Genomic DNA, 15785 nt, shown 5'->3' with positions numbered 1-15785 from the left:
GCTGCGCCCGACCGCTGAACCGCTCGGCCTCGCTTTGGCCCTGGCCGCATCGTTCAGCCGCCCGGCCGGCCCTCGAACTCCGCCACCAGCTGATGCGCCTCGCCGGGGTAGAGCAGGCGGACGTAGGTCACCCATTCGCCCTCGATCTGGGTCTTGCGCAGAATCTCCAGGCAGGCGGCACCCACGGGCAGTTGCAGCAGCGTGGCATCACGGCCCGCGACATTGACCGCACGCACATGGTGGCGCGCGTTGGTCCAGGGCATGGTCTGTAACAGCCAACTGCCCGGCACGTCGCAATCGAAATCCATGCCGGCGGCATCGGGCACCACGCCGAGGTTGATGGCACGGCTTTCCAGGCAGAAGGGGTCGTCGTTGGAATAATGCAGCCCCTGCAGGAAGAGCGTGTCACATGTGCCTTCCTCGGCATCGAGGTCCAGCTGCCGCTGATCCTGGGCGCTGCGAGGGCGGGTCTCGGCCGACAAAAGTCGCCAGTGATAGCGTCGACTCAGGGCCGCCACCTCGTCCTGGATGTTATTGATCGCCAGCACCGCCGATTGCGCCCGTGGCTGGGCCACCACGGTGCCGGTGCGCTTGCGCCGGACGACGTAGCCTTCTTGCGCCAGCTGGGTCAGCACCTTGTTCATTGTCATCCGCGACACGCCGTATTGCGTTGCCAGCTCCGTCTCCTTCGGAAGCTGGTGGCCCGGCGGCCAGCTGCCGTCGACGATCTTGCGGGTCAACTCAGCCAGGATGCGGGAATGAAGGGTTTCGGTCTGTGCTGCCGCCATGTCTGCTCCGGGTCCTGTCGCTCTGGTCCTGTGCGTGCCGGTGCCGGCGGGGCCGGGGCAGCAGGGACCAAATGTACAGACATGTTGCGGGCGGGACAATCTCCGCCCGCGCGGTGCCGTGGCGAATGCTGCCGGTGCGCCCCCCGACCCGCAGAGAGGAGGGGCAACCGGTATGGGGCCGGGGGCTGACCGCGCGCCGGGATCAGATGCGCAGGCTGTCCAGCACCCGCTCCAGCATGGCGTCGCAGGCGCGCAGCTGGTCCAGCTCGATATATTCATCGGGCTTGTGGCCCTGTCCGTCCATCGACCCCGGCCCGCAGACCACGGTGGGAATCCCCAGGGCTTCGAAGAACCCCGCTTCGGTGCCGAAAGCCACCTTGGTCACGCTGTTGGTCTGCGCCATGGCCATGGCGAAGGTGGTCACCTCCGCCTCCTCGGCCTGGTCGAGGCCGGGGTAGGCATTGACCTCCTCCACCTCGATCCGGGCGTCGGCCTCGTGGGCGGCGCTGACCCGGTCTGCCGCGCCCCGGATCTGGGCGCGGATCGTGTCGGGGTCGTCGGCGGCCAGGTGGCGGAACTCGAAGGTCAGCTCGGCCCGATCCGGTACGATGTTCAGCGCGGTGCCCCCCGACAGGGTGCCTACGTGGATCGTGGAATAGGGCACGCCATAGGCTTCATCCCGGGCCCCGTCGCGGGCGTAGTGCTCCTGCAGCGCGCGCAGTTCGGCCACGAAATCCGTGGCCAGGTGCAGGGCATTGGTGAACTGCGGGGCCAGCGCGGAATGGCCCGACTGGCCGTGGCAGACCGCGCGGAAGGCGGCCTTGCCCTTGTGGCCCACGGTGACCTGCATCTCGCTGGGTTCACCGACGAAACAGAGGCGCGGCAGGCCGATGGCGGGCTCCAGCTGGTCGATCATCGCCTGGATGCCGACACAGCCGATCTCCTCGTCGTAGGAGATTGCCAGCTTCAGCGGCTCGGCCAGGTCGGCGCCCGCCGCATTGTCGGCCAGGGCCAGCATGGCGGCGAGATAGCCTTTCATGTCCGTGGTGCCGCGCCCATAAAGCCGGTCGCCCTCCCGCGTCAGCTGGAAGGGCGGGCGGGTCCATTCCTGCCCCGCGACCGGCACCACGTCCGTATGCGCCGACAGCATCACGCCCCCTGCGCCTTCCGGCCCGATGGCGGCATACAGCCCTGCGCGGTCGCCTTCGGGGGCCATCACCCGCGTCACGCGGAAGCCGCGTTCGGTCAGGTAGCTTTCGACGAAATCGATCAGGTCGAGGTTCGACGTCCGAGCGGTGGTGTCGAAGGCGATGAGCGTGTCCAGAAGGCTGAGGCTGTCCATAAGTCTTTCGTCAGTTGCGGGGGCCGCAGGTCAAAGACCCGCGGCAACCTCGGTGATGGCATCGCGCAAGATGCCGGCAATCTCGTCGATCATGGGTTCGTCCATGATCAGCGTGGGCGAGAGGATCAACACGTTCCCCAGAGGCCGGGCGATCAGGCCCCGTTTCTGGCAGGCGCGGGCGACCTTGGGGCCGACCTGGGCCGCGTCCGGGTGGCTTTCCTTGGTGGCGCGGTCCTTCACGAACTCGATCCCCATCATGAAATGGCTCCCACGCACCTCCCCGACAAGCTCGATGTCCGAAAGCTCACGCAGGCGTTTCTCGAAATAGGCGCCGGTGGTGCGGACGCGCTCGGGGATCTGCTCGCGTTCCATGATCTCGATATTGGTCAGCGCGGCGGCGGCGGCGGCCGGGTGGCCCGAGTAGGTGAGGCCGTGCAGGAAATAGCCGTCGGGGGCGGAGATCACGTCGTGGATCTCATCCGACACGATGGTGGCCGCCAGCGGCTGATAGCCCGAGGTCAGGCCCTTGGCGGTGTTGATGATGTCGGGCGTCATGCCGAACACGTCCTGGGACGCGAACATATGGCCCAGGCGGCCAAAGGCGGTGACCACCTCATCGGCGACATATTTGATGTCATTGGCCTGGCAGACCTCCCACGCGCGGCGGTGGTAGCCTGCGGGCGCGGTGATGACACCACCGGCGCCCTGGATGGGTTCGGCGATGAAGGCACAGATGTTGCCCGCCCCGATCCGGTCGATAGAGGTTTCCAGGTCGAGGATCAGCGCGTCGAGGAACTCGGCCTCGCTCATCTCGCCCCCCTCGCGCCAGAAGTGGGGGCTGCGCAGGTGGTGCACCAGACCGTCGGCGGCGGAGGTCCAGCCGACGGAATTGCTGGGCTGGGTCATCGCCATCGCCAGGTAGGTGGAGCCGTGGTAGGCGCCGATCCGCGACAGCACCTGACGTTTCTCGGGGCGGCCCTTGCGGATGTTGTAGTGGTGCAGCATCCGAATGGCGCTGTCATTGGCGACGGAGCCGGAATTGGAGAAGAACACCTTGTTCAGGTGCCCCGGGGACAACTGCGCGATCTTCTCGGCCAGGGCGGCGGCCTTGGGGTGGGTGAAGTTGTAGAAGGTGGAGTAATAGTCCAGCTCGCGCAGCTGACCGGCGATGGCCTCGATCATCTCGTCCCGGCCATGGCCGATGTTGACGCACCACAGCCCGCCGATGCCGTCGATCATCTTGTTGCCGTCGCTGTCCCAGACATGGGCGCCCTTGGCCTTGGAAATCACCGTGCGCGCGCCCTGCGCCTTCAGCGCGTCGAGGTCGGCGAAAGACTGGATCAGGTGGGCGTCCTGGTCGAGGATCTGGCGGGTGTCGGGCATCAGGGTCATGTCGGTCTCTCCGGTCGGCGGGACATCTGGCGCGGGGGGGGGCATACCCCCGCAATTCAGTTTCCACTTCTACGTTTCGACTTTTGGGGGGTATATACCCCCAAGGAGGGATCCATGACCGACAACAGCCCCCAACACCGCCTCGCGGCAGCCATCGACCGGCTGGGCACGCCCGGATTCGAACCCGCGCTGGCCGCCTGGCTGCGTGCGGCCGTGCCCTTCGACAATATCACCATGCTGGCCTACCCCGGCCACGACCGGCCCCGGGTGCTGCACCTCGATGCCGCCGATGCCCGGGTGCATGCCCGCCTGGGCTCGGCCTACCTGAAGGGGGCCTACCTGCTGGATCCGTTCCACCAGCTGCACGCCGACGGCGCGGCGGACGGGCTGTACCGGCTGGGCGATGTGGCGCCGGACCATTTCAGCCGGGGCGAGTATTTCCTGACCTACTACCAGGGCACGACCCTGACGGACGAACTGGCCTTCGTGGCGCGGCCCGCGGCGCAGGTGACGGTGACGATCTGCCTGGGCCGCGATGCCTCCTCCGGGCGCCGGTTCAGCGCGCGGGACATCGCCCAGGCGGAGGCGCTGGCGCCGGTCTGCCTGTCGCTGATCCGCCGTCACTGGGCCGGGCTGGCCGCGCAGGACAGCGGCAGCGCCCACGCCAATGTCGTCGTCAGTGTCGCCGACAGCCTGCGCGCCAACGTCGCCGCGCACCTGGGCATCGCCCTGACCCCGCGCCAGGCGCAGGTCGCCTTCCTCGTGCTCAAGGGCCATTCCACGGCCTCCATCGCGCTGCACCTCGACCTCAGCCCGGAAACGGTGAAGGTCTTTCGCAAGCAGCTCTACGCGCGTCTCGGGATCAGCTCCCAGGCGCAGCTTTTCTCTCTTCTTTTACCGATGCTGGGCTCGCCTTCGGGCCACTGACCTCATGCGGGATCTGCCCCGGCATGAAACCGTCGCGGAACCACGACTGGGCGAATTCGACGAAGCTGCGAACCACGTTGGTGGTTTCCGCCTGCAGGGTCATCATCAGCCCCATGGTCATCGGCCGCAGCCCCCCCGCCAGCGGCACGAACTGCAGCGGTTTGCCGTCCGGGGAGACGCCGTTCAGGGGCCGCAGATTGGCGATGGAATAGCCGAAGCCGTTGGCCACCAGACTGCGCACCACCGCGATGTCGCGCGACCGTTCGGTGATGATCGGCTTGATGCCCTTCTCATGGAAGAACGACAGGAAGTAGTCGGAGCTTTGCGGCAGATCGAGCAGCACCATGGGTTCGGCGCGCAGCTCCTCCACCGCGATCTCCTCGCGGTCGGCCAGGGGGTGATCCTTGGGCAGCACCACGAAGGGCGGCAGATCCAAGAGCGGCACGAATTTCAGATCAGGTGGCAACACCAGATCATAGCCAAGCGCCACGTCGATCTCGGCCCGGCGCAAGGCGCTGACCAGCTCATTCGCGTCCAGTTCGATCTGGGTGAACCGCGCCTCAGGGTAGGCTTCGACGAAATCCTTGCGCAGGGGCGGCAGCACGGTCTGGGCAAAGGTCAGCATGCCGCCGACGGAGATCGGGCCCCGCACGGTGCCGGAGATGTCGCCGGCCAGGTCCACCAGCCGGTCGGCCTCGCGCAGCACTACCTTGGCCTGTTCCATCAGGGTCCGGCCCGCCTGGGTCAACGACAGCCCCTGCGCGTGCTGGCGCACGAACAGCGGCATGCCGAATTCCGTCTCCAGCTGCGAAATGGCCGCCGAGATCGAGGGAGAAGAGACGTTGACCTTGCCGGCGGCCAACATGATGCTGCCCGCCTCGCCCACGGCCACGAAATATTCGAGCTGCCGCAGGGTGTACCGGATCATGTTGGGCCTCTTCTCCACGGGATCAGGCCTGCAGCTTGTACTTGATCCAGGTGGTTTTCAACGCTGTGTATTTCTCTAGCGAATGCAGCGACAGGTCGCGCCCGAAGCCCGACTGCTTCATCCCGCCGAAGGGGGTCTGGGCCGAAAGGGCATCGACGGTGTTCACCGACACGGTGCCGACCATCAGCTTGTCCGACACGCGGATGGCGCGGGACAGGTTGTCGGTCCAGACCGAGGCCGCCAGGCCATAGATGCTGTCATTGGCCATGGCGATGGCCTCTGCCTCGGTGTCGAAGGGGATGACGGTCAGCACGGGGCCGAAGATTTCCTCCTGTACCAGGGCATCGTCCTGCGCCACGTCGGCAAAGATCGTCGGCGGCACGAAGCAGCCCTTGCCGTCCACGGTGACCCGCTCGCCGCCCGTCACAAGGCGCGCATTGGCCTTCCCGGCCTCGACGCGGGCCATGATGCCCTGGGTCTGCTTTTCGTCCACGATGGCGCCGATCACCGTGGCGGGGTCCAGCGGATCGCCCGGAACGCGGGCCTCGGCGCGGGCCTTCAGCAGCTCGACGAACAGATCGTGGATGGACCGCTCGACATAAAGGCGCGAATTGGCAGAGCAGACCTCGCCCTGGTTGAAGAAGATGCCGAAGGCGGCCATGTCGGCGGCGGCCTCCAGATCCTCGCAATCAGCGAAGACGATGTTGGGGGATTTGCCGCCCGTCTCGGGCCAGACCTGTTTCAGGTTCGACTGGCCGGAGTATTCCATGAACATCTTGCCCGTGGCGGTGGAGCCGGTGAAGGCTAGGCAATCCACGTCCATGTGCAGGCCCAGGGCCTTGCCGGCGGTGGCGCCAAAGCCCGGCACGACGTTGAAGACACCCGCCGGAATGCCCGCCTCTGTCGCCAGTTCGGCCAGGAACAGCGCCGACAGCGGCGATTGCTCCGCCGGTTTCAGCACGACGGAGTTGCCCGCGGCCAGGGCGGCGGCGGATTTCCACGTTGCCATGTCGAGGGGGAAGTTCCAGGGCACCACGGCGCCCACGACGCCCAGGGGCACACGGCGCACCAGCGCCAGGTCTCCGGGCGCGGTCGGGGCGACCTCATCATAAAGCTTGTCGATCGCCTCGGCGTACCACTGGAAGAAATGGGCGGAGCCCGGCACGTCCACGGTCGAGGTCTCGATGATCGGCTTGCCCATGTCCAGCGTGTCGAGCAGGGCGAATTCCTCCAGGTTTTCGCGGATCAGGTCGGCCAGTTTCAGCAGCACGCCCTTGCGCGCGGTCGGGTCCATCTGCGACCAGACACCGCTTTCGAAGGCACGGCGCGCAGCCGTAACGGCGGCATCCACGTCGGCGGCGTCACAGGCGGCGACCTGCGTCAGCACCTCGCCCGTGGCGGGATTGATCGTGTCGAAGGTCGCGCCCGAGATCGCATCGACGAATTTGCCGTCGATATAGGCCTGGTTGCGGAAGGTCAGGGCCTTGGCCTTCGCGGTCCATTCGGCATGGCTCAGGGTCATGGGATCGGCTTTCTGTCTGCTGTGGGTCCCGGCCCTGTCGCGGGCCGGGTCGTCATGGGATGGGGCGCGTTACTCGTCGCCCCTCACGGGCGCATCACTCGTCGCCGGGGACGCCGTAGGAGGGCGCCTCGCGCGGGTCGAGGGCGCGCTGCACATAGGCGTCAAGCTGGGGCTTGTAGACCTCCCAGGCGGTGGCGATGTTTTCCACCGGGCAGTCCTCGGTCCAGTCGCAGCGCAGGTCGGCCACGGGCCAAGCCACCTTGTCCACCAGCTTCATGCCGGCCGAATGCACCGGGCCCATCTCGCCGCCGGCAGTGAGACCCGCGCGCATGGCGGCGATCAGCCGGTCGCCCAGGTGGCCCTCCGCCTGTTCAAAGGCGGTGACGATGGCCTGGGGCACGCCTTCGTTCTGCAGCATGTTGCCGGCGGCCACGACGTCGGTGCCATGCGCCTCGGTGAAGATCCCCAGGGAATTGGGGCCCGAATGGATCGCGGTGCGGCCTGCGGCGTCGACGACCAGCACCTGCCGGTACTCGATGAACCTGCCCTGCGCCTGCACCTGGGCCACGGCCTGCGCCGCGGACATGCCACCCTCCATCAGGTCGAGGGCGAGGGGACCCAGCGTCGGGTCGGTGACGTTCTGCGAGCTGACCGCGCCGACACCCGCCCGCGCATAGGCGCAACGCGCGGCCACGGCCGGAGAGGAAGACGACACGGCAACCCCGAACATGCCGGTCTCGGCACAGCGGGCGACAAGGGAAAAGGTCATGCGATTACTCCGGGATGACGGCGGTTGCTTCGATCTCGACCAGCCAGTCGGGGCGGGCCAGGGCGGTGACGACCAGACCGGTGGACACGGGGTGCACGCCCTTGATGTATTCGCCCATCACCCGATAGACGGCCTCACGGTTGCGCACGTCGGTCAGGAAGACCTGCACGCGGCAGACGTGTTCCATGCCGCCGCCGCACTCTTCCATCAGGTGCTTGATGTTCTGCATCACCTTGTGGGTCTGTTCGACCGGGTCATGGCTTTCGATGTTCTTGGCGTCGTCCAGGTTCTGCGGGCACTGGCCGCGCAGGAAGACCATCTTGCCCTGCGCCACGACGGCCTGGCACAGGTCGTTGTCGAGGTTCTGCTCGGGGTAGGTTTCGCGGGTGTTGAACTTGCGGATGCGGGTATGCGCCATCTTGGCCTCCGGTACGTGTAAAGGGCAGGGCGCGGGGCGCGCATCGCTGCCGGGGAAAACGTGTCGCGGCCTCAGCCGGACAGGGTATCGTGGACCGCGCGCCTGGCGCAAAGCGTCAGGGCCACGGAACAGGCGTCGGGGCTGGACATCAGGGCGCGCGGGTCCCCGTCCAGCAGGATCAGGTCGGCGGCCAGCCCCGGTTCTAGGCGGCCAAGCTGCGCCTCCCGATGGTCGGCGCGGGCGCCGCCGGCGGTATAGGCCGAAAAGACATCCGCCAGCGACAGGCGCTGATCCGGCACGTCCTCGGCCCAGGCGCGGCGGGTCAGGGCGGCATGGATCGCCACCATGGGCGACAGCGGCGAAACGGGCCAGTCGGTGCCGAAGGCCAGCCCCACGCCGGCCGATTTCAGCCGCGCCCAGGGGAAGGTATCGCGCCAGCGGTTGCGCCCCATGATCGAGATCGTGGGTTCCAGCGGCAGCCCCGCCGATCCCGGCGGATGCACCGGCTGCATCGAGGCGATGATGCCCAGATCGGCAATCCGCGCCACATCGTCGGGGTGCACCATGTCCAGGTGTTCGATCCGGTGGCGCGCGTCCAGCCGGCCGTTGGCCTTCGCCGCCAGCTCGTAGCCATCGACCACCGCGCGTACCGCGCCGTCGCCGACGCAATGAGTGGCGATCTGCAGACCGGCCGCATCGGCCCGGATGCATATCTCCGCGAAACGGGCGGGGGCGAACAGCGGTTCCCCGCGAAAGCCCGGGCGGTCGGGGTAATCGTCAGTGCGCAGCGCGGTCCAGGTGTCGAAGACGCCGTCCATGAACATCTTCACCCGCCCGAAGGACAGCTTGCCCACCGGGGGGCGCCCGGCGGCCTCCAGCAGGGCGGCGATGCGGGCGTCATCCTGGCCCGGCGCGAGGGTCATCGGCAGCGAGACACGGATCGGCAGCAGGTCCGCCTGCGCCAGTTCGGTGAACAGCCGCGCCTGGTAGAGGTTGCCGTCCATGTTGACGGCCAGGGTGATGCCATGGGCCGCGCAGGTCTTCAGCGCATCGAGGATCGCGGCCTTGTCGGCGGCGCGCGCGGCCTCGGTCACGGCCCCGGGTTCGTGCCCGCCGATCCCGAGGTTCTCACGCCCGCCGTTCTGATCCAGCGCATAGACCGGATCCATCGCGCCGTTCTCGCGCAACTCGCCATTCGGCAGGCCGTCGGGGCCCAGCACCACCTCGGCGCCCGGCAGGTCGGGGACCGCATCCATGAAACCGCAGGCGCGCAGGGCGGCCGTGTTGGCCCAGCCCGCGTGCAGGTCGGTGGAGACGATGAACAGCGGCTGCTCGGGCAGGATCGCGTCGAGGATATGGCGGTCGGGCCGGCGGCCCTCGCCCACAAGGTCGTAGTTGGCCGCATAGCCGCAGATCAGCGGCAGGTCGGTGCGCGTCTCGGCCCAGGTGCGGACCTCGGCGGCCAGGGTCGCCTCGTCATGGACGTGGGCCAGGTTCAGCCGGTTCAGGGCGACCCCGCCCGAGAAGATATGCAGGTGGCTTTCCACGAAAGCGGCCCCCAGCCACCGGCCCCCGGCGTCGATGACCCGCGCGGCCTCCGCCGGGCCGCCGTTGACGCGGGCGATCAGGCCCTCGCGCAGGGCGACGGAAACCGGCGCGCCATCGGCAATGCGGCGGGCGTTGGTGATCAGCAGGTCATCCAAGGGGAGGGGACTTTCGCTAGGGGCGGCTTTCGGGGAAAGCCCGCCCGGGCAGACGCCCGGGCAGGCGCGGCAGGGTTACTGCAGCAGGTCGGTCCAGACCTTGGTCACCAGGTCCTGCGCCGCGGGCGAACAGGCGCGGGCGAAGACCACCGGCACGGTCGGGAACAGCTCGGGCGCGTTCTCGGGCGTGTACTTGGCCTTGCTCTCGTCGATCTCGACCGGGGCGGAGTGGGCGTAGTAGTTGTACTGCGCGGTGGCATTGTCGACTTCGGACATGAAGTCGATGAAGGCCTTGGCGTTGTCGACGTTGGACGCGCCGGCGGGCACGACGTAGCTGTCCAGCCAGCCCACAAGGCCCTCTTTCGGCATGGCGAATTCGACATTGGCGCCAGAGTTGCGCAGGCGCAGCACGTTGCCGTCCCACCAGAAGTGCGCGGCGACCTCACCAGACCCCAGGCGGTTCTCGATGTTGTCGGAGGTATAGGCGGCGACATCGGGCTTCTGGGCCATCAGCAGGTCGAAGACCTTCTTCATCTCGGCGCGGTCTTCCGAGCAATACGCGACGCCGGTGTAAAGCTGCGCGGCGGAGACCACCTCGTCGGGATAGGACAGCATGGCGATGGACCCGGCCAGATCGGTCGGCTCGAAGATCACCGACCAGCTGTCGACGGGGCCGTCGTAAAGGTCACGGTTCACGGCGAAACCGGCGGTGCCGTAGGCCATGGGGATGGAGTAGTCGTTTTCCGGGTCCCACCACTGGCCTGTCCAGCGGTCGTCCAGCTGGCCGTAGGCGGCCATCTCGTTGGCGTCGATGTCTTCCAGCAGGCCCTCGTCGACCATGATCTTCACGAAGTGCTGCGAGGGGGTCACCAGGTCGTAGCCGGAGGAGCCGGCCTGCAGCTTGGTCAGCGCGTCCTCGTTGGAGGAAAAGCTGTCGACGTTCACGGTGATGCCGGTTTCTTCGCTGAACGTCTCGATCAGCTCGGGCGAGATGCTGTCGGCCCAGGCGTAGATGTTCAGCGATCCGTCGGCCATGGCGGGCGCGGCCAGCGGCAGGATGAGGGTGGTGGCGAGAAGGATTTTCTTCATGACGTTCTCCTTGTTGGGCCCCCTGGGGTTTTGATGATTTTTGACGGGTCCGGGGGCAGGACCGGGGGTCGTTTCCGGGGTCAGCCTTCGCGGCGCATGGCCCGGGCATTCAGCACGATCACGATGGTGGCCAGCACCAGCGAGGCCGCGATCAGAAGGGTCGAGACGGCGTTCAGTTCCGGCGTCGTGCCCTGGCGGATCAGGCTGAAGATGTAGACGGGCAGGGTGGTCGCCCCGCCGGAGTTCAGCATGTTCGAGGTGATGAAATCGTCCATCGAGATGACGAAGGCGGTCATCGCCCCGGCGAAGAGGCCGGGCATGATCATCGGCAGCGTCACCCGGCGGAAGACGGTCAGCGGCGCGGCGTAGAGGTCGCGCGCGGCCTCCTCGAAATCCATCGGCATGCCCTGCAGGCGGGCGCGGATCGGCATGAAGGCGAAGGGCGTGCAGAAGGCGGTATGGGCCAGCACCAGCCGCACCATGCCGTTCTGCAATCCGATCTGGCTGAACAGGATCAGAACGGCGACCGCCAGAACGATTTCCGGCAGGAGCAGCGGCAGGTTCACCACCGTTTCGGAAACCCGGCGGAACTTCAGCCCCTGCGCCCGGGTCAGCACCAGGGCCGAGACCAGCGCGATGGCGGTGGCGAAGATCGTCGCGATGACCGCGACGGTCAGCGACACGCGCAGCGCGCTCATCAGGGCGGCGTTTTCCAGCGCCGAGGCGTACCACTTGGTGGAGAAGCCGGTCCAGACCGACACCAGGCGATTGTCGTTGAAGGAATAGTAGATCACCACCGCGATCGGCAGGTAGAGCCACAGGAAAAAGACCAGGGTCAGCAGCCGAAAGCCCGGGTAATCGCGGATGTTGCTGTTTGCAGCGCTCATGGGGCGACCTCCGTCTGACGGGCCAGGGCACGGCGGGCGTTGAGGATCAGCACCCCGATCACCATCGCCAGCAGCAGCATCGCGATGGCCGAGCCGAAGGGCCAGTTGCGGGCGCCGCCGAACTGGTTCTGGATCAGCGTCCCCATCATCAGCTGCTTGCCGCCGCCCAGAAGCATCGGTTCCAGAACGGTGCCCAGGCAGGGAACGAAGACCAGGATCGAGCCGGCCATCAGACCGGGCGAGGCCAGGGGCAGGATGACCCGGCGCATGGCCGTCCAGCGGCTGCCGTAAAGGTCATGGCTGGCCTCGATCAGTGCCGGGTCCAGCTTCTCCACCGAGGCATAGACAGGCAGGATCATCAGCGGGATATAGCTGTAGACCATGCCGGTCAGCATCGCGCCCGGGGTGAACAGGAACCCCGGCACGTCCCAGCCGCCGAAAAGGCGGAAGGCCCGTTCGGCCAGCCCGTCATTGCCCAGAATGATCAGCCAGGCATAGACCCGCACGATCATCGACACCCAGAAGGGCAGGGTGACGAGGTAGACCAGGATCAGCTTCATCCGTGCCGATTGCAGCGAGATGAAGTAGCTGACCGGCAGCGCCAGCAGCAGCGAGATCAGCGTGGCGCCCGCCGCATAGGCCAGGGTGCGCCCGATGATGATCAGGTAGGCGGGGTCAAACTCCAGCTCGTCCGTCCAGCCCTCGGTGAAGAGGATCTGGCGGTAGGACGTCAGGTCGAACCCCCAGGTGAAGCCGCCGTAGGCGCCGCGTTCGGCGACGCTGACCGCGGCGACGATGAGGATGGGCACGATCAGCGTAAGCAGCATCAGCGCCCAGGCGGGGACCAGCCCCCAGAAACGGAACGCCTTGCTCATTGCCCCAGGATCCTCGCGTTGGCCGGCTGGAAGCCGAGGGTGACGGTATCGCCCACCTCGATCCGGTCGGCGCGGGCCTGTGCGTTGCGGCGCGAGACGCGCAAGGAAACGCCGCCGGCCTCGACGGTGTAATGGGTGAAGCCGCCCATGTAGTTGCGCGACACGACCGTGCCTTCGCGCGTCTCATCCTCGGCCTGGGTCTCCAGCCCGATCTTCTCGGGGCGGATCGACAGCACGGCCGGGCCCGGCGCGGTGACGCCGCTTTGGGTGGTGGTCACGTCGATGCCAAGGGCGGTGTGGATCGTGGCGGTGTCGCCGTCCAGCGCCGTGACCTCGCCGTCGAGGAAGTTGGTCTCGCCGATGAAATCGGCCACGAAACGGTTCTCCGGTGCCTCGTAAATCTCATCCGGCGCGCCGATCTGCTGCACCCGGCCGTGGCCCATGACCGCGATGCGGTCGGACATGTCCAGCGCCTCTTCCTGGTCATGGGTGACGAAGACGAAGGTGATGCCTGTCTCGCGCTGCAGGCGGCGTAGCTCGTCGCGCATCGACTGGCGCAGCTTCAGGTCCAGCGCCGACAGCGGTTCGTCCAGCAACAGCACCTCGGGTTTCGGCGCCAGCGCCCGGGCCAGGGCGATCCGCTGTTTCTGCCCGCCCGACAGCTGGTCGGGCTTGCGGCGCGCGAACTGCGCCATGTGGACCATCTCCAGCATCTCGTCGACGCGGGTCTTGATGTCGCCCTTTGCCCAGCCCAGGTTTTCCAGCCCGAAGGCCACGTTCTGCGCCAGGGTCATATGCGGGAACAGGGCGTAGTTCTGGAACACCGTGTTGATCTTGCGCCGGTGCGCCGGGCTGTCGCTGATCGTCTTGCCGTTCAGCAGGATGTCGCCCTGGGTCGGCGTCTCGAAACCCGCGATCATGCGCAGAAGGGTGGTCTTGCCACAGCCAGAGGGCCCCAGAAGGGTGAAGAACTCGTTCTGCTGGATCTTGAAATCGACGTGGTCCAGCGCGGTGAAATCACCGAACTGCTTGGACACCCCGGCGATCTCAATCGCGGATTGGCGGCTCATCTATTCGTCCCTTCCCTTCACGCCCCGGGGGGCAAACTCGCGCGTCTTGGCCGCTGCCCGGGCGGGCAGGGCCGGGGTCCGGCTGCTCTCAGGCGGCTTCGGACAGGATCATGCGGGCGCAGCGTTCGCCGATGACCATGGTGGGGGCGTTGGTGTTGCCCCCGATGAGTTTCGGCATCACCGAAGCATCGGCCACGCGCAGCCCCGCCACACCGTTGACCTTCAGCGAGGCCGGGTCGCAGACCGCCATCGGATCGGTACCCATCTTGCAGGTGCCGACGGGGTGGAAGACGGTCAGCGCCTGCTCGCGCATGGCCTGGGCGATGTCCTCGTCGCTCTGCACCTCCTCGCCGGGCAGCATCTCGGGGCCGCGAATGCCGTCGAAGGTGCTGTCGGCCAGGATGGCGCGGGCGGTCTTGATGCCCTCGACCAGCACCGCCAGGTCCTCGGGCTCGGTCAGGAAGCGGGGGTCGATCTCCAGCTGGCCGTCGCGGCCCAGGCGGATCTCGCCCACCGACTTGGGCCGCAGCACGCAGGTGTGGATGGCGTAGCCGTGGCCGTATTCGACCACGCGCCCACGGTGGCTGCGATAGCCGGGGACGAAGTGGAACTGGATGTCGGGGTTTTCATTGGCGAACTTGGTGCGGGCAAAGCCGCCGGCCTCGACGTAGTTCGTCGCGAACATGCCCTTGCGGTTTGCCAGGAACTTGAACGGGGCGGCGATCATCGACGGCAGGTTCAGCACCGACAGGCCAAGCGTCTTGGTCGATTTCGACCGCACGGTGATCATCCCGTCCACGTGATCCTGCAGGTTCTGGCCGACGCCGGGCAGGTCGCATTTCACCTCGACGCCCGCGGCCTTCAGCATCTCCGCCGGGCCCACGCCGGACCGCATCAGTAGCTCGGGCGAGTTGATGGCGCCGGCCGACAGGACGACCTCTTTCGCCACCTTCAGGGTCTTCGGCCCTTCCGGCGTGACCACATCGACGCCGGTGACCTTGCCGTCCTCGATGACCAGTTTGCGGGTCTCGGTGCCGGACAGCACGGTCAGGTTGGGGCGGTCCATCACCGGCTTCAGGAAGGCGCGGAAGGAGGACCAGCGCATGCCGTCGTGCTGGGTCACGTTGTAGATGCCCAGGCCTTCCTGGCGGGCGTTCATGTCCGTGGTCTCTTCCAGGTTGTGGGCGCGACCCGCCTTGATGAACATGCGGCTGACGGGGTTCGGATCGCGGTGGCGATCGACGTAAAGCTCCCCGCCCGTGCCGTGCAGCTCGGGGTCCTGGCCCAGCTGGTTGTTCTCCAAGTCCTTGAAGACCGGCAGCATGTCCTTCCAGCCCCAGTTCGGGCAGCCCAGCTCGGCCCATTCGTCGTAATCGCGCGGCAGGCCGCGGATATAGAGCATCGAGTTGATCGCCGAAGAGCCGCCAAGCGCCTTGCCCCGGTTCATCGGGATGCGGCGCCCGTTCATCGCCGGCTGCGGCACGGACATGAAGCTGTAGTCGTATTGCGGATCGTTATAGAGCGACAGGATACCGGCAGGCACGCGCACCCGCGGCGAGCTGTCCTTGCCGCCGGCCTCGACGATGCAGACGCGGTTCGCGGGGTCCTTCGACAGGCGGTTGGCCAGGACGCAGCCGGCAGATCCGGCGCCGATGACGATGTAATCGAAAGTGTCGTTTTCCATGCGATCCCCGCGTGCAAGTGCCCCGTCTTGGTGGCACCGGCGCCCGCCAAGAACCCATTCAAAAAATTCAAGCCATTGCTTAGGGAGGCCCTAAGCCTAGTCATTTCAGAAGGTTAGGCGCAGATACCGATTTCACCCCGTAGCGGCTGCACACAAAACGGGCAGGAAGCCTGCTGTCTGCGCGGTAGAAAGAGTGTTTTCTCATCGAAATCCGGGGGCCATCTGACGCCAGTGCGCGGCACCCTTCAGTTTCTCCGAAGCCGGGCAAACCCCTGTGGATGCGGGCGAATCCCTCGCTGGGGCGGATGAAAAACCCCCGGACGCGGCGACGTCCGGGGGCGGCTCGTTTCGCGCCTCGGGGCAGGGCGCGGAGCGGGGATCGGGCCTGGAA

The 15785-nt window shown here is 67.0% G+C and carries 14 protein-coding genes; 1 reads left to right on the top strand and 13 read right to left on the bottom strand.

Annotated features, from left to right (window positions below):
- Nucleotides 1–53: 53 nt before the first annotated feature.
- The 3 genes from CVM50_RS07915 to CVM50_RS07905 all read right to left on the bottom strand — a co-directional run bounded on the left by CVM50_RS07915 (nt 54) and on the right by CVM50_RS07905 (nt 3522).
- On the bottom strand, nt 54–788 hold the full coding sequence (locus tag CVM50_RS07915) for a UTRA domain-containing protein (RefSeq protein WP_159457058.1): 735 nt from the start codon (nt 786–788) through the stop codon (nt 54–56).
- Between the two features lie 202 nt (nt 789–990).
- On the bottom strand, nt 991–2130 hold the full coding sequence (argE, locus tag CVM50_RS07910) for an acetylornithine deacetylase (RefSeq protein ID WP_085888689.1): 1140 nt from the start codon (nt 2128–2130) through the stop codon (nt 991–993).
- A 30-nt stretch (nt 2131–2160) separates the two neighbouring features.
- Nucleotides 2161–3522, bottom strand: a complete 1362-nt coding sequence (locus tag CVM50_RS07905) for an aminotransferase class III-fold pyridoxal phosphate-dependent enzyme (RefSeq protein WP_085888688.1) — start codon at nt 3520–3522, stop codon at nt 2161–2163.
- Between the two features lie 114 nt (nt 3523–3636).
- Here CVM50_RS07905 and CVM50_RS07900 point away from each other — a divergent pair, with 114 nt between their 5' ends.
- Nucleotides 3637–4449: a helix-turn-helix transcriptional regulator gene (locus CVM50_RS07900; RefSeq protein ID WP_085888687.1), complete on the top strand. Its 813-nt coding sequence runs from the start codon at nt 3637–3639 to the stop codon at nt 4447–4449.
- On the opposite strand, the gene CVM50_RS07895 is transcribed toward CVM50_RS07900, so the two are convergent.
- The 10 genes from CVM50_RS07895 to CVM50_RS07850 form a co-directional block, all read right to left on the bottom strand.
- The gene (locus tag CVM50_RS07895) at nt 4385–5377 is read right to left on the bottom strand and encodes a LysR substrate-binding domain-containing protein (RefSeq protein ID WP_085888686.1); all 993 of its coding nucleotides are present in this window, start codon (nt 5375–5377) and stop codon (nt 4385–4387) included. The genes CVM50_RS07900 and CVM50_RS07895 overlap by 65 nt on opposite strands.
- Before the next feature lie 22 nt (nt 5378–5399).
- Nucleotides 5400–6899 (bottom strand): aldehyde dehydrogenase, encoded by a 1500-nt coding sequence (locus CVM50_RS07890; protein ID WP_085888685.1) that lies wholly within the window; start codon nt 6897–6899, stop codon nt 5400–5402.
- Nucleotides 6900–6993: 94 nt separating this feature from the next.
- The gene (locus tag CVM50_RS07885; RefSeq protein WP_085888684.1) at nt 6994–7668 is read right to left on the bottom strand and encodes a DUF1028 domain-containing protein; all 675 of its coding nucleotides are present in this window, start codon (nt 7666–7668) and stop codon (nt 6994–6996) included.
- Nucleotides 7669–7672: 4 nt separating this feature from the next.
- Nucleotides 7673–8086, bottom strand: coding sequence for a RidA family protein (locus CVM50_RS07880; protein ID WP_085888683.1), 414 nt, complete (start codon nt 8084–8086; stop codon nt 7673–7675).
- Between the two features lie 71 nt (nt 8087–8157).
- On the bottom strand, nt 8158–9789 hold the full coding sequence (locus CVM50_RS07875; RefSeq protein WP_085888682.1) for an amidohydrolase: 1632 nt from the start codon (nt 9787–9789) through the stop codon (nt 8158–8160).
- A 75-nt stretch (nt 9790–9864) separates the two neighbouring features.
- A complete protein-coding gene (locus tag CVM50_RS07870) occupies nt 9865–10878 on the bottom strand; it encodes an extracellular solute-binding protein (protein WP_085888681.1) in 1014 nt (337 codons plus the stop codon).
- A gap of 80 nt (nt 10879–10958) precedes the next feature.
- Nucleotides 10959–11765, bottom strand: coding sequence for an ABC transporter permease (locus tag CVM50_RS07865; RefSeq protein ID WP_085888680.1), 807 nt, complete (start codon nt 11763–11765; stop codon nt 10959–10961).
- A complete protein-coding gene (locus CVM50_RS07860; protein WP_085888679.1) occupies nt 11762–12640 on the bottom strand; it encodes an ABC transporter permease in 879 nt (292 codons plus the stop codon). Before CVM50_RS07860 ends, CVM50_RS07865 begins: the two co-directional genes overlap by 4 nt.
- Nucleotides 12637–13710 (bottom strand): ABC transporter ATP-binding protein, encoded by a 1074-nt coding sequence (locus CVM50_RS07855; RefSeq protein ID WP_085888678.1) that lies wholly within the window; start codon nt 13708–13710, stop codon nt 12637–12639. The genes CVM50_RS07860 and CVM50_RS07855 overlap by 4 nt, the downstream gene beginning before the upstream one ends.
- An 88-nt stretch (nt 13711–13798) precedes the next feature.
- The gene (locus CVM50_RS07850) at nt 13799–15394 is read right to left on the bottom strand and encodes a GMC family oxidoreductase (protein ID WP_085888677.1); all 1596 of its coding nucleotides are present in this window, start codon (nt 15392–15394) and stop codon (nt 13799–13801) included.
- Nucleotides 15395–15785 lie beyond the last annotated feature (391 nt).

Source organism: Pseudooceanicola marinus (assembly GCF_002786295.1).
Taxonomy (GTDB): domain Bacteria; phylum Pseudomonadota; class Alphaproteobacteria; order Rhodobacterales; family Rhodobacteraceae; genus Pseudooceanicola; species Pseudooceanicola marinus.
This window is presented reverse-complemented; position numbering and strand designations above follow the sequence as displayed.